Below are 13,129 nucleotides of genomic sequence, written 5' to 3'. Positions count from 1 at the left end.
GCAGCATAACGATCAGCACCGCTCCGCACGAGACGGCCGGGCGCCTCCGTACCCTGTACGGCCTCGTCCCTCCCTGTTGTGTGTCCCTCCCTACCGCGTGCGCCGCTTCAGCAACGCCTTGATGGCGTACACATCGCTGTAGTTGGACGGCCCGCTCCGCGTGTCGTTGTAGAGCGCGTTGGCGGAGAAGTAGCTCATGTTGACCGCCAGCGGATCCTGGACGAGCTCCACGCGGTACGTCCGCCCCTCGCGCAGCCGTGCCGCGGCGTAGGTGGAGCCACGTACGGCCGTCCAGCTCCCGGTGTTGGGCAGGGCGATGACCTGCTCGGTGACCGGGCGGCCCGTGGCGTCATCGATGACCCGCAGCATCTTCATGCCGCCGGCCACCCCGGTGTTGATCGCGCCGCCGACCGCCGCGTCCGCCTGGAGCCGGTACTCGCCACTGGCCTCGGGCCTGATGCGGGCCGTGATCCGGTCGCCCGGCGCGGTGCCCCAGTCCGCGTAGTACACACCGTGCTCACTGTGGGCCCGGCGCCCGCCGACGACATCGAAGTCCGCGCCGGTGACCTTGATGACCCGCTCGTCGCCCGGCCCCCGGTAACACCGCGGTTCCGCGTGCTGCGAGGTGTTGCCGCTGGAGGTGTAGCGCAGCCGGACGCTGTAGCAGTGCGAGACGTCCGCCGCATCAGTGGCGGTGCGATCGGTCCAGGTCTGCGTTCCGCCGGTGACGGGCCGGTCCTCGGCGATCACTTTGCCGTCCCGCAACACGTCCATGGTGACGCGGGAAGCGTCCTCCGCACCGATGTCCACGGACAGCCGCATCCGGCCGTCCCCATCGGCCTCGACGCCGTCCACGGCCGGTGTCCTCGGCCCGTACAGCGCCTCCTTCGAGGCGATGTTCACCGGCTCGGGGGCAGGCGTAGCGGAACCTGCCCGCGGCGGACCCAGCTCGATCACGAGCTTCGAGGTGCCCTCGCCGAGCATCTTCTCGGTGATCGGAGCGCCGGCGGGCAGCCGCTTCCCGTTCAGCTTCAGCGACCTGACCCGGTACGCCCCCTTCGCGGCGGGCCTCTTCGGCAGGTCGAGCGCGATGTCCAGCCGATGTCCGCGGTAGTTCACGTTCCGCAGCGCGGCCCGGTCACTGTCACGGAAGTACTGGTTGCGCACCTGGGCCGGCAGGAAGGGACGCACATGCAGCCCGTCCGGCCGCGCATCCATGCCAAAAAGACTCTGCTGCACCATCGACAGCATCCCCGAGACGCTCCACAGCTGCCGGTCGGAGTTGATCTCCGTCTTGGTGCCACCGTCCAGGAGGTTGATGTTCTCCTTGTTCGTGCCGAAGAGTGCGGCTCCACGCACCAACGACCGCGCCTGGAGCGCGGCCACCCCGTCGTTCCCGGTCTTCGCGGCCGCGCGCATCAGATACGCGGTGACGAAAGGCCAGATGCCGTTGTTGTGGTACGCCGGTACGCCCTGCTGCTGCGGCCACAGCACGGACGGCCCGTAGGGCGTCTGCGGGTAGTTGGCGACGGCTTCCCGGGCCTGCCGTGGCGTGGCGACACCGGTGAGCACGGCGAGCGAGGTGCCCAGTGCGTCGTACCGGTCGGCCGGCGCGGTGTCGAGCTCGGTGGTGAGCATCTGGGAGAACTGTCCCCGCTCCGGCAGCCAGAACTTGCTCCGGATCGCCGAGGCGAGCCGGCCGGCCCAACCGCGGTACTTCGCGGCGGCCGCGGCATCCCCCGCGCCGGCCGCGAGGCGCGCCGCGGCGTCGATGGCCGCCCAGTGGGCGACGTTGGTCGACAGCGAACGCGAGGTGGCGATGGTGGCCACATCGTCCTTCGTCCAGTCCGGATAGCTCTGCTCGCGCCAGTCGAGGAAGGAGTGCTCGCCCTTGTAGAGCCCGTCCGACCGGTCGTGGACGACGTTGCGGTCGTGCTCGACGGTGTTGCGGATCGCGTCGTACGCCTTCGCCGCGAAGGCCGTGCGCTCGCCGTCCGCGTCCGGCAGCCAGTCCAGGATCTCGCTCGCGCCCAGCGCCCAGACCACCCGGTCGGTGGAGCTCGGATAGCTGCCGCCGGTACCGGTGTCCTGGATGATCTGCGTGTCCCCGGAACCGTCCCGGCGGTCGCTGAGCTTGAACGCGAGCGTGTTGCGCATCCGCTCCGGATCGGCGGCCGTCAGCCCCAGGTCCGCCGAGTAGGAGACATCGCGCGTCCACACGTACGTCCACGACTTGCCGGTGATGTAGCAGCCGCCCGGGCAGTCGACCGGCTTGCCGTTGTTGTACGAGCCGTCGGTGAGCCGGTCGGTCGCGTTCTGCACCGCCTCGTCGTGCGCCATCGCGTACAGCCCGTCCAGCAACACCGAGCCGGACCGCAGCGTCGGCCGGCCCGCCCGTTCACGAAACGTCCGCTCGGTCCGCCCTTCCTCCGTCTCCTTCGTCGCCCCCGCGCTGACCAGCTTGTACGTCCGCAGGCAGTCGTCCCCGGAACCGGCGACATCGACGATCGTGAGCGTCGCCCTCCCGGTCCCGTCCGCGAACCGCCCGCTGTCCCCGACCTCCCCGCACCCCTCGGGACCTCCACCAGAGGCGGCCGAGTCGACCCGGTTTGCCGACCCCGCCGCACCGGCCGGGGACACGATGACACCGGAGGACGCCACTACGGCCAAAGCGATCAGCCCACCGCCGATCGCTCCTGTTCTCGCACGCTTTCGCCCACGCACCATGTATTCACCTTTTGAAGAAAGGGGAGGGGTCGGAGGATCATTCCCCTACGAGAATTTCGGCGAAGCTAGCCCTCCTCGGCAGACTCGTCAAGGGTCCAGGCGGCCATCGAAGGCATCCGACTTCAACTTCCGAACTCGTAGGGAGGGCCACCGCTGATCGCCGCGACGGCGTCCTTGTACGCTGGCGGCGTGACGATGCACAACACTGTCGATGTGAGTGTCGACGCCATGCTCGAGGACCTCAGGACGCTCGTCGAGATCGAGTCTCCGTCGCGCGACACCAACGCCCTGAAGGCATCGGCGAACGCGGTCGCCGCATTCATCGAGAACCGCCTCGGCGGCCGGGCCCGCCTCGTGGAGAGCGAAGCCGGGCCCCACGTCCACTGGTCGGGTGGCGGCGACCCCAAGGTACTCATCCTCGGACACCACGACACGGTGTTTCCGCTGGGCACCCTCGCCCGTCGCCCGTTCAAGGTCGAGGACGGCCACGCGACCGGGCCCGGTGTCTTCGACATGCTGGGCGGCCTGGTGCAGGCGGTTCATGGCGTGGCATCGCTCGACGACCGGTCAGGTGTCGAGATCCTGGTGACCGCCGACGAGGAGGTCGGGTCCCACGCCTCGCGCGCGCTCATCGAAGAACGCGCGCTCGCCTGCGGTGCGGTGCTCGTGGCCGAGGGCGCGGCCGACGACGGTGGCCTGAAGACCGGGCGCAAGGGCTGCGGCACGTTTCAGGTGACCATCACGGGCCGTGCGTCGCACGCCGGGCTGGAGCCGGCGGCCGGCGTCAACGCCCTGGTCGAGGCGGCACACCAGGTACTGGACATCGCGGCACTCGGCCGCCCCGACATCGGCACGACCGTGACCCCGACCGTCGCCTCCGCCGGCACCCTGGACAACGTCGTACCGGCGGAGGCCACCGTCATCGTCGACGTCCGGGTCGAGACGGCCGACGAGAAGGACCGCATCGAGCTGGCCTTCGCGGCACTGGCTCCGCACCTCCCCGAGGCGAAGATCGCGGTACAGGGGGCCGTCGGCCGTCCTCCGATGCCCGAGTCGGCATCGGCCGACCTGTTCACCGTGGCCCAGCGACTCGTACCCGGCCTGCCGGGCAAGGCGGTCGGCGGCGGCAGCGACGGGAACTTCACGGCCGCCCTGGGCGTACCGACGCTCGACGGCCTCGGCGCGGTCGGTGGCGGCGCTCACGCCGACCACGAGTACCTGGTGGTCGCGGCCATGACCGAGCGGGCACAGCTCATCGCCGGTCTGGTGGACGCGATCCAACACGCCTGAGCATCGTCAGTTCCACGGTGCGGGCCCGGTGCCGGCGGACCAGTCGATCAGTTCCGTACCACTGAAGCAGAGGATGCCGCACTGTTCGGCGTACTCCAGGGCGGGGTCGGTGAACGTACTGGTGGTGACGAGCGCCGCGACATCCGCACCGTGGACGGTGTAGCAGGTGCCGCCGAAGCGCTGGAGGTCCTGCGAGCCGACCCGGTGGGTCTCGGCGTAGCGCTTGCACTGAATGACCATGGTGCGGCCGTCCGGCGCCGTGGCCACGATGTCCGCGCCGAGGTCGTTGGCGCCACCGACGACCTGGACGTCGAAGCAGCCGTCCCGCTCGCACAGTGCGGCCACCGCGCTCTCGAACTCGTCGGCGCCCATGGCCGCGTAGTCCACCACGCGCCCCGCTTCTTCGACTTCGAGCTCGGCCTCGTCGTCGGCCACGTCTTCGTCGAGACCGATATCGCCCGATGCGCCGGTGTGACGGACGCGGCCTCCGCGAGGACGGAAGCGCAGGACCCCGAAGACCAGCGCCCCGATCAGCAACACCACGACGAGGCTCGTCGCAGGATGGCGAGCCGCACCGTCGAGGCCCGTTCTCAGCATCAGGCCGATACCGACGATGCCGATGGCGATCAGCCCGAAGCAGACGGTGAGTTGGCGCAGGCTGAAGGCAGGGCGGCGGGTGACGGGGCGGGGCCGGCGAATCGGTGTGACCATGGGGCGCTCTCCAGGGCTGGACGAAGATCGTTTTCTTCAAGTGCCCTGGATGAGCCGAGTTACTGCTGCACTTTCAGTTTCCCGTGGGACGCCCGGCGTTCGGGCTGTCCGGACCTCGTCACCTGTCACCTGCTGTGTCCCCAGGTCAGGTCGGCGGCCCCGGATCAGCCGTTGGGGCCGCCGTACGGAGTGGGGCGGGCGTCAGGCCACCGGGGCCGGCGCCGGGTAGGTCGGGTACTCCACCCCGGAGACGTGCTGGACGACGCGGATGACCTGGCACGAGTAGCCGAACTCGTTGTCGTACCAGAGGTAGAGGATCGCGTTGTCGCCGTCGACCTTGGTGGCACCGGCGTCGACGATCGACGCGTGGCGCGAGCCGACGAAGTCCATCGAGACGGCGTCGGGGGCCGTGGTGAAGTCGATCTGGCGCTTCAGCGGCGAGTTGAGCGAGACGTCGCGCAGGTAGTCGAGGACCTCGTCGCGGGTGGTCTCGCGGCCCAGGCGCAGGCTGAGGATCGCGATCGAGACGTCCGGCACCGGCACACGGATCGAGCTGCCGGTGATCGGCGCCTTGAGGTCCGGCAGGGCCTTGGCGACGGCCGAGGCGGCACCGGTCTCGGTGATCACCATGTTCAGCGGCGCGGAGCGGCCACGGCGGTCGGCCTTGTGGTAGTTGTCCAGCAGGTTCTGGTCGTTGGTGAACGAGTGGACGGTCTCCACGTGACCGCGCTGCACGCCGAACTCGTCGTCCATCGCCTTCAGCGGCGGCACGATCGCGTTGGTGGTGCAGGAGGCGCAGGACAGGACGCGCTCGTCCGGCTTGATCGTGTCGTGGTTGACGCCGTGCACGATGTTGGGCACGTCACCCTTGCCGGGCGCGGTCAGGACGACCTTGTCGATGCCGGGGCGCAGGTGCTGGGACAGGCCCTCGCGGTCGCGCCACTTGCCGGTGTTGTCGATGAGGATGGCGTCGTTGATGCCGTACGCCGTGTAGTCGATCTCGGAGGGATCGTTGGCGTAGATCACCTTGATCGTGTTGCCGTTGGCGACGATCGCGCCGTTCTCCTCGTCGACCGTGATCGTGCCCTGGAACTGGCCGTGGATCGAGTCGCGGCGCAGCAGCGAGGCGCGCTTGACGAGGTCCTGGTCGCCACCGCCGCGCACGACGATGGCGCGCAGCCGCAGGCCGTTGCCGGAGCCGGCCTTCTCGATCAGGAGGCGCGCGACCAGGCGGCCGATGCGCCCGAAGCCGTAGAGGACGACGTCACGGCCCTCGCCGCGCTCGATCTTGTTGGCACCGGTGGCCCCGGCGACCGCCTCGGCGGTGAACTGCTCGACGGACAGACCCCGGTCGTCGGCCTTGTAGGTTTCGGCGAGCCTCGCGAGGTCGATCTGCGAAGGGCCGAGATCGAGCGTGGTGAGAGCCTGCAGGAACGGCATCGTCTCGGTGACCGAGAGTTCCACACCCGCGATCTGCCGGGCGAACCGGTGCGTCTTGAGGATGCTGACCACCGACTTGTTCACCAAGGAGCGGCTGTGAAGCAGGACGGTGACGTCCCGCTCCCTCTGCAGCTTCCCGATGATCGGGATCATCGACTCCGCGATCTCCTCGCGAGTCTTCCAGTTGGTGAACGAGTCATCGTTGACAGTCACAGGATTTATCTTTCGAGCTAGGCGGTGCTCATATGGTAACCCGACCCACATTCGATCATCACGCCGGTCCCGTGTGAGAGGCGGGGTGGCCGGTCACCGCAGCTGCGACCTCCTGCCTCCTGCGTCTATGCCTCCCGCCTCATGTGTCTACTTCTGCTGTGTTCCGGGGATGAGCCGCTTTTCGAACCAGTGGTGCGCATAGGGCTCGTCGTTGAAGGCGGGGACCTCGGTGTACCCGCTGGAGCGGTACAGGCGCGTGGCCGTTTCCAGGGCCTTGTTGGTGTCGAGCCGCACCAGGTCGCTGCCGTGCTGGACGGCGCGTTCCTCCAGCTCGGACAGGAGACGCCGGGCCAGGCCGAGCCCCCGGGCGCGGGGAGAGACCCACAGTCGCTTGATCTCGGCCGGCGCTCCGGCCGGCAGCTTCAGCCCCGCGCAGCCCACCGGCTCGCCATGCAGCCGGGCGACGAGAAACAGACCGCGAGGCGCGCGCAGCTCGCCGGGGTCGGGCAGCAGGCTGCCTGCCGGGTCGAAGCCGCCGTCGAAGAGCTCTTGCAGCTCGGCGGCGTAGGCCCGCAGGCAGTGCGCGGCGTCCGGGTGGTCGGGGTCGAGCACTTCCACGGAGACCACCGAGGCGGTCAGCAGCCGCTCGACCTCCGCCATGGCCGAGGTCAGCCGGTCCCGCTGCCGGGCATCGAGCGGGGCGAGGAGCGATGCGGCGAGCGCGTCGCTGCGGTCGTCGAGAAGGGCGCGCTCCGCCCGCCCGGCCTCGGTGAGCCGTACGGTACGCACCCGCCGGTCGCGGGGGTGGGGCTCGACGGCGACGAGGCCGTCACGCTCCAGCGCCCGCAGCAGCCGGCTCACGTAACCGGAGTCGAGGCCCAGCCGGGCCCGTACGCTGCGGATGTCCTGCGTGCCCTCGTCGTCGATCTCCCAGAGCAGCCGCGCCTGGCCGTAGGGGCGTGCACCCCCGAGATAGTGGTCGTGCAGTACGCCCACCCGCTCGGCCACCGTCCGGTTGAAGCGCCGTACCTGTTCTTTCTGCCCTACCTGTTCTGCCTGCTCCGTCATATTCTCTGACCTTAGTCAGGTAATGGTGATGGGGTAAAGGCCGGTGGCCGGCGCGAGGGGGCCCGCCTCAGTCAGGGGGCCTCACTGCCCCGCCCTCTCCTGTACTCCCTCCTCGGCGTTCGCCAGCCAGAAGAACAGGGGCGGCAGCACCAGCTCGATGACCGTCAGTACCACCTGGAACCAGTGCGGCCATCCATGTACGGCGAGTGACAGCAGGCGCCCGATCGCGCCCAGCAGAAACACCGCGGCCAGCCACCGCACCGCCGTCGCGGGGATCGGTGACTGCCGCGCCACCCAGAGCCAGGCGAGCCCGTACCCGGTGAAGATCGCGCCGAAGAACCGTCCGAGGCTGTCGATCGTCGGGCCGGCCGAGCCCGCGCCCGGGATCGACGCGTTGCCGAGCAGTACGTGGAACAGTCCGATCGCCACGCAGGCGTACCCCATCACCAGCACGAGCCCGCGAAGCGCCTTGCCTCTGGTCATGTTCCGCCCCTTCTCCCGCCTTCGGTTGTGTCTGGCCGTCGGTCGCGTCCGGCCGTCGGTCGCGTCTGGTTGACACGTGTCTACTAAGCTATGGCTCACTAGTAGACGCGTGTCAACTAACATGCGGCTGTGTCTTCTCGTCAGCGCCTCAGCCCAGCCGACCGCCGTGCCCAGCTCCTCGCCGTCGCCGCCCAGCTTTTCGCCGCGCAGCCGTACGACGAAGTGCTGATGGAGGATGTCGCCGAGCGCGCCGGCGTCTCCCGCGCGCTGCTCTACCGCCACTTCCCGAGCAAGCGGGACCTTTTCGCCGCGCTCTACCAACAGGTGGCCGCGCAGCTGCTCGCCAAGACCCGGCTCGACCCGGCCGACTCCCTGGTCGAGCAGCTCACCGAAGGCCTGGACGCCCATATCGCGTACTTCGCCGAGAACCGCAACACCGTGCTCGCGGCGAACCGGGTGCTGGCCGGCGACCGCCTGATCCAGACGATCATCGCCGACGAACTCGACGCCCTGCGGGAGCGGTTGCTCGGCGCGCTCGCGCTCACCGATGACCACACCCGAGCGGCGGTGTCGGGCGTACTGAAGAGCTGGCTGGTGTTCGTTCAGGTGCTGTGCGTGGACTGGCTCACGGAGGAGACCTGTACCCGCGCCGAACTGCGCGACGTATGCATCGGCGCCGTACTGGGCGCCATCCGCCCTCTCCTGGACGAGGACCCCGCCCCGGACTGGCCGCACTGACACGCCACCGAAGCGGGGCATGCCGTCCCCGGGGCTGCGGTGCGGTATCGGCGGCCTATCGGCGGGGGCACCGCGCTGTAGGGGATCTGTCGGCGACGACTGCGATGTTCAGAGCAGATCTTGCTGGCCCTTCCTTCCATCGCTTTCCCACTCCGCAGTCCCGCACGCGAGGAGTCGCCATATGCCGTCCGTATCCCCATCCAAGTCCCAGCAGTGGGACGTCCATCGACTCCCGCGGGCGGAAGGGCGCAACATCCTCGTCACCGGGGGTAATGCGGGCATCGGGTATTTCGTCGCGGAGCAGCTCGCCGGAGCGGGGGCCACGGTCGTCCTCGGCAGCCGGAACACGGACAAGGCCCGGGCCGCAATGGACTCGATTCGCGCCCGCGTGCCCGGTGCCCGGCTGCGCCATCTCCGTCTGGACCTGGCCGAGTTGACGTCCCTGCGCAGCTCTGCCGAAGCGCTGGAGCTGGATCGCCTGGACGCGGTGGTGCTCAATGCCGGAGTGGCGCTCGACGACCCGCCGCGGCAGGTCACCGAGGACGGTCACGAGTTCATGTTCGGCATCAAACCTCGGTCACTTCGCCCTGACCGGATGGCTGGCATCGCTGCTGTCGGCCGCGCCGGCGGGCCGCATCGTAACCGTCGGCAGCTTCGCGGCCAGGTCGGAGCGGCTGGACCTGGAGGACTTGCAGTCCACTCGGGACTACCGGCCGAAACGCACCTATGGGCGGTCGAAGCTGGCCCAGATGTACTTCGCCTTCGAGCTCGACCGGCGGCTGCGGGCGGCCGGCAGCACGGTACTGAGTGTGGTGGCACATCCGGGCGGTGCGCTCGACTCCCTGACGCCCTCACGCCCGCCGGTGCACGAGAGGAGCGCCGGCGACCGGCTGCGCGGCCTGCCCGCCGGCCTGCTGGTCCAAGGCAAGGACGCCGGTGCGTGGCCCATGGTGCGTGCCGTCCTCGACCCGGAGGTGAGGGGAGGGCAGCTGTGGGAGCCGAGAGTGTTCGGCCTGCGCGGCCGCCCCCGGCTCGCACCCGTCCAGGGCCACTACGCGGACACTGCGGTGGCAGCCCGCCTCTGGGAGGCCAGTCGCGAACTGGTCGGATCGGAGCCGTACTTCCCGGCTCAGGAATCGAGCACGGCGGCGACGGCCTCGATCTCTACGAGCTGATCCCTGTAGCCGAGTACGGTGACGCCCATCAACGTACTGGGAACGTCGTGCTCGCCGAACGCGTCCCGCACCACCTCCCACGCCGTCACGAGGTCTTCCTGCCGGTGGGAGGCGACGAGCACGCGCGTGCTGATGACGTCGTCCAGCGCGGCGCCGGAGTCCGCCAGGGCGGTTCGCATGTTTTCCACGGCCTTGGCCGCCTGGCCTGCGTAGTCCCCGATGGCCGCCGTGGAGCCGTCCTCGTTCAGCGGGCAGGCTCCGGCGAGGAAGATCAGCCGGGACTCGGCGGGAGCGGTGGCCGCGTAGGCGTACTCGGCAACGTCGGACAGGGCGGCGGAGCGGATCAACGTCACGGCGCGGGGCATGGACATTCCTTGTCGTCGACATTCCCTTGCCGTCTTTGGCAGGGCGTCCACGACCCTGCCAAAGACGCGCTCGTCAATCGACGCAATTTTCCCCGGGCCGGCTGCCTCTGCCGGGGCTCGCACCGGCCGCTACGCCGGAGCCGCCAGCAACGCGCCGTGGTCGGCGAGGTGCCGGTTGCGGCGTGCGGAGGGGCTGAGGCGGAGGCGGTGCGGGTCCCACCACCAGGAGGTGGCGTTGATGTCCAGCGGTTCCGCCCGCGCGTCGGTGGGCATCGACGCGAACGTATGGGGCAGCGCCGCCGGATCGTGCGGTGTGGTGTAACGGTGGCTGCTGATGCCCCAGTCCAGCGAGGCGCGTACGAAGTGCCCCAGGCTGTCGAGGTACTGCCGCAGCTGCGGGCCGGACTGGGAGGCCAGGGCGGTGCACACGCGCTGGAAGTGCACCATCACGCGGTCGCGCTGGGCGATGGCCTCGGTGACGGCCTGCGTGGGGGACAGGCCGTGATGCTGCGTCAGTACCCGGAGCACGTTGAGGTAGTAGCCCCCGGTCTGCCCGGCTTCCTGCACTTCCTTGTGCGCCGAGAGGAGGTCGTTGTCCCAGGTGATGATGAAGGAGGCCATCTGGGCCGCGGCGCGGACCGCGGGGTGCGCCCGCTCCTGGGGTGACAGCTCGTACCCGTAGCCCATTTCGAGCAGTGGCAGTACGACGGTGGTGGCGCCGTCGTACAGCCGCATCAGCGTGTAGTCCTCCAGGTCGGGCACGCTGCCGGCCGCGCGGTGCCCGGCCTCCCAGGCCACCGACAGGGCGTACTCCCGCAGTGCGTTGACCCACAGTGCGAGCTGCCCCGCCGTGCCGTGCTGCGCCACCCTGGACCGCAGGTCCCGCAGCCCTGCGGCCAGCGGGTCATCGGCCAGCAGATCCGCTTCCGGGTTCTCGGCCACCCACAACAGGCGCTGCAGGGCGGCGGTGAGCGCGCCCGGCGCCTTGCCGAGCTCTCCCTCCTCGATGACGCCGTCGTCCACCAGGAACAGCCACAGCACGAAATCGCCCAGGAGTTGCGCCACGTCCTCACGACCGGCCGGGAGGATGCGTGCGGCGAAGACCCCGATGTCCTGTTCGGCGAGCCGCTCGCTCAGCCGGGTGCCGGCCCCGAATTGGCGTGCCCAGGCGGCGGTCCGTGCGTCGATGGCCGTGTGGCGAGGGTGGACGGCGGGCGGAATCGGGGCGTAGAGCGGGGGTATTTCGGGGGTCGGGGTGCTGGCCGGTGGGTCTATCAGCGGACTCATCTGGCGGGCCCTCCTGAGGCGGTTCGGTCACTCCCCCGGGGTGCTTCGCGGGCACCCAGTGTGATCAACAGACCGCATATTATGCGCCACCGCACATTGATCCAATAGGGGAAAGGTCACGCGTAAGTGCCGCGTAAACTGGGCAGACCGCCCGGTAGGAAAACGGTGCTGACCGGCAGATTTCCCCCCAGGAGGGCGGAGTTGAGCGACCGTCTTAGAACTACTGTTCGTTGAGTGAGGTCCTCGACGCAAGTGGCCGATAGGCCAGTTCCTCCTTTTTGCGCCAACCCGGGGATCGGTCTCCTGACCTCTCCCGGCCTCTCCAGATCTCTCCCGGCCCCTACTGGCTCCTATCGGCCTCTGTCCTCTATTGGCCTCGCCAGATGTTGTCGAAGGCCGCTGCTTCGATGGTGCGGCGCTGCCGTACGGCTTCCAGTTCCGTCACTGCCCCGTTGACGGCCGCGAGTACGGTCACGATCGCTTCGTTGTCAAAACTCGGGGAGTCGTCCGCCGGGACCGGTGCATCGTGCACCCCGGCAGCGGCCGCGAGGGCGGCGAGGACGGGCTCGCCGGACGCCAGGCGATCGGCTGCGTGGCGGCGAGCGGGCGAGTCGGCAGCCAGCTCCGACCGACGGTGCCGGAAGGGGAGCCAGCGGCGGCGATGCCGAGTGGCACCCTCCGGCACTCCCGCCGCCCCGGTTCCTATCGTTCCTCCCGCTCCCTCCGAGCCTCCCGTTCCCTCCGGGCCTCCGGGTTCCGCGGTCCCTTCGGGGCTCTCCATGGCCAGCTCGGCCAGGGCGGCCATATAGGCCGCTGACAGGCCACGGCCCCGGCGCCACAGCCAGTCGTCGACCGACTCGTAGGGCATCTGGCGGACGAGCAGCGAAGCGGCCTCGTCGAGCTGACGGTCTGCCAGGTGTCCCGCGCTGCTCGGGACGATGCGCTCGCCGTCCAGTACGAGCATCTCGGCGCCGAGCAGGTCGATCAACTCGGCCCCCGCGAGGGCGAGCGACAGGTCGCCCGGATCCACCGGATGGCCGGAAGCCACGTCGAAGGCGACGATCAACAAGTCCCGCGGTGTGGTCATGAACGGCTCCGTGTAAGAGGCGCGGCACCGGCGGCGACACGCTGCCGAGTGGCCGAGTAGCCGACGATGAGAATTTCCGCTGATCAGGAGCTTCGCTTACGTGCCGACTGTACTCCGGTGCGCGTGTGTGGCGGGGGAGTAGCGCGCCTTGCGATCGCGGGCGGCGGCGCGCAGTGGTGAACTGGACGATGTTGATCATTCGCGGGCAGCGGGGAGAACGGAGCGGTCCATGGCCTGGGTGGTACTCATCGTGTCGGGCGTCCTGGAGACGGTCTGGGCGACAGCCCTTGAGGCGTCCAAGAACTTCTCCCGGCTGTGGCCCTCCCTCCTCTTCCTCGGCGCGCTCGCGCTCAGCATGGGCGGACTGTCGTACGCGGTGAATCACATTCCGCTCGGTACTGCTTACGGCGTGTGGGTGGGCATCGGCGCCGTGGGAACCGCCGTCTACGGGATGGTCGCGCTCGGCGACCCCGCGACGGCAGCGCGCCTGGTCTGCCTGCTGCTGATCATCGGCGGCGTGGTCGGACTGAAGCTGCTGCACTGAC

Annotated in this window: 11 protein-coding genes and 1 pseudogene; 4 read left to right on the top strand and 8 right to left on the bottom strand. The window is 69.5% G+C overall.

Going from position 1 to position 13,129, the window contains the following annotated elements; translation table 11 throughout:
• Nucleotides 1-90: 90 nt before the first annotated feature.
• Nucleotides 91-2,640: a hypothetical protein gene (locus ABZ840_RS01025; RefSeq protein ID WP_361551193.1), complete on the bottom strand. Its 2,550-nt coding sequence runs from the start codon at nt 2,638-2,640 to the stop codon at nt 91-93.
• Between the two features lie 282 nt (nt 2,641-2,922).
• On the opposite strand from ABZ840_RS01025, the gene ABZ840_RS01020 reads away from it, so the two are divergent.
• The gene (locus ABZ840_RS01020; RefSeq protein ID WP_361552305.1) at nt 2,923-4,017 is read left to right on the top strand and encodes a M20 family metallopeptidase; all 1,095 of its coding nucleotides are present in this window, start codon (nt 2,923-2,925) and stop codon (nt 4,015-4,017) included.
• Nucleotides 4,018-4,023: 6 nt separating this feature from the next.
• Here ABZ840_RS01020 and ABZ840_RS01015 read toward each other — a convergent pair whose 3' ends face one another.
• The 4 genes from ABZ840_RS01015 to ABZ840_RS01000 all read right to left on the bottom strand — a co-directional run bounded on the left by ABZ840_RS01015 (nt 4,024) and on the right by ABZ840_RS01000 (nt 7,932).
• Nucleotides 4,024-4,728 carry a restriction endonuclease gene (locus ABZ840_RS01015; RefSeq protein WP_361551190.1) on the bottom strand — a complete coding sequence of 235 codons (705 nt, stop codon included), beginning with the start codon at nt 4,726-4,728 and terminating at the stop codon, nt 4,024-4,026.
• A gap of 201 nt (nt 4,729-4,929) precedes the next feature.
• Complete coding sequence (locus tag ABZ840_RS01010) at nt 4,930-6,381, bottom strand: glyceraldehyde-3-phosphate dehydrogenase (RefSeq protein ID WP_361551187.1); 1,452 nt, start codon at nt 6,379-6,381, stop codon at nt 4,930-4,932.
• A 147-nt stretch (nt 6,382-6,528) separates the two neighbouring features.
• Nucleotides 6,529-7,449, bottom strand: a complete 921-nt coding sequence (locus ABZ840_RS01005; protein WP_361551184.1) for a GNAT family N-acetyltransferase — start codon at nt 7,447-7,449, stop codon at nt 6,529-6,531.
• A gap of 81 nt (nt 7,450-7,530) precedes the next feature.
• A complete protein-coding gene (locus ABZ840_RS01000; RefSeq protein WP_361551181.1) occupies nt 7,531-7,932 on the bottom strand; it encodes a DUF4345 domain-containing protein in 402 nt (133 codons plus the stop codon).
• A 129-nt stretch (nt 7,933-8,061) separates the two neighbouring features.
• On the opposite strand from ABZ840_RS01000, the gene ABZ840_RS00995 reads away from it, so the two are divergent.
• Both ABZ840_RS00995 and ABZ840_RS00990 read left to right on the top strand, forming a co-directional pair.
• Entirely contained in the window at nt 8,062-8,670 is a 609-nt protein-coding gene (locus tag ABZ840_RS00995) for a helix-turn-helix domain-containing protein (protein WP_361551178.1), read from the top strand.
• 181 nt (nt 8,671-8,851) lie between these two features.
• Nucleotides 8,852-9,845, top strand: a pseudogene (locus ABZ840_RS00990) (SDR family NAD(P)-dependent oxidoreductase).
• On the opposite strand, the gene ABZ840_RS00985 reads toward ABZ840_RS00990, so the two are convergent.
• From ABZ840_RS00985 to ABZ840_RS00975, 3 genes are all read right to left on the bottom strand, one after another.
• The gene (locus tag ABZ840_RS00985) at nt 9,800-10,210 is read right to left on the bottom strand and encodes a RidA family protein (protein ID WP_361551175.1); all 411 of its coding nucleotides are present in this window, start codon (nt 10,208-10,210) and stop codon (nt 9,800-9,802) included. The pseudogene ABZ840_RS00990 and the gene ABZ840_RS00985 overlap by 46 nt on opposite strands.
• A gap of 129 nt (nt 10,211-10,339) precedes the next feature.
• Complete coding sequence (locus tag ABZ840_RS00980; RefSeq protein ID WP_361551172.1) at nt 10,340-11,497, bottom strand: selina-4(15),7(11)-diene synthase; 1,158 nt, start codon at nt 11,495-11,497, stop codon at nt 10,340-10,342.
• 367 nt (nt 11,498-11,864) lie between these two features.
• Nucleotides 11,865-12,584, bottom strand: coding sequence for a GPP34 family phosphoprotein (locus ABZ840_RS00975; protein ID WP_361551169.1), 720 nt, complete (start codon nt 12,582-12,584; stop codon nt 11,865-11,867).
• Nucleotides 12,585-12,813: 229 nt separating this feature from the next.
• Between ABZ840_RS00975 and ABZ840_RS00970 the strand changes: the two genes are divergently transcribed.
• Complete coding sequence (locus ABZ840_RS00970) at nt 12,814-13,128, top strand: SMR family transporter (protein WP_361551166.1); 315 nt, start codon at nt 12,814-12,816, stop codon at nt 13,126-13,128.
• Nucleotide 13,129 lies beyond the last annotated feature (1 nt).

The organism is Streptomyces sp. NPDC047117, assembly GCF_040643545.1.
GTDB lineage: Bacteria > Actinomycetota > Actinomycetes > Streptomycetales > Streptomycetaceae > Streptomyces.
This window is presented reverse-complemented; position numbering and strand designations above follow the sequence as displayed.

Excerpts from the sequence above, each read along its gene's own strand:
- ABZ840_RS01020 (WP_361552305.1), top strand. The coding sequence starts at position 2,923 with ATGCACAACACTGTCGATGTGAGTGTCGACGCCATGCTCGAGGACCTC.
- ABZ840_RS01015 (WP_361551190.1), bottom strand. The coding sequence starts at position 4,728 with ATGGTCACACCGATTCGCCGGCCCCGCCCCGTCACCCGCCGCCCTGCC.
- ABZ840_RS01005 (WP_361551184.1), bottom strand. The coding sequence starts at position 7,449 with ATGACGGAGCAGGCAGAACAGGTAGGGCAGAAAGAACAGGTACGGCGC.
- ABZ840_RS01000 (WP_361551181.1), bottom strand. The coding sequence starts at position 7,932 with ATGACCAGAGGCAAGGCGCTTCGCGGGCTCGTGCTGGTGATGGGGTAC.
- ABZ840_RS00985 (WP_361551175.1), bottom strand. The coding sequence starts at position 10,210 with ATGCCCCGCGCCGTGACGTTGATCCGCTCCGCCGCCCTGTCCGACGTT.
- ABZ840_RS00980 (WP_361551172.1), bottom strand. The coding sequence starts at position 11,497 with ATGAGTCCGCTGATAGACCCACCGGCCAGCACCCCGACCCCCGAAATA.
- ABZ840_RS00975 (WP_361551169.1), bottom strand. The coding sequence starts at position 12,584 with ATGACCACACCGCGGGACTTGTTGATCGTCGCCTTCGACGTGGCTTCC.
- ABZ840_RS00970 (WP_361551166.1), top strand. The coding sequence starts at position 12,814 with ATGGCCTGGGTGGTACTCATCGTGTCGGGCGTCCTGGAGACGGTCTGG.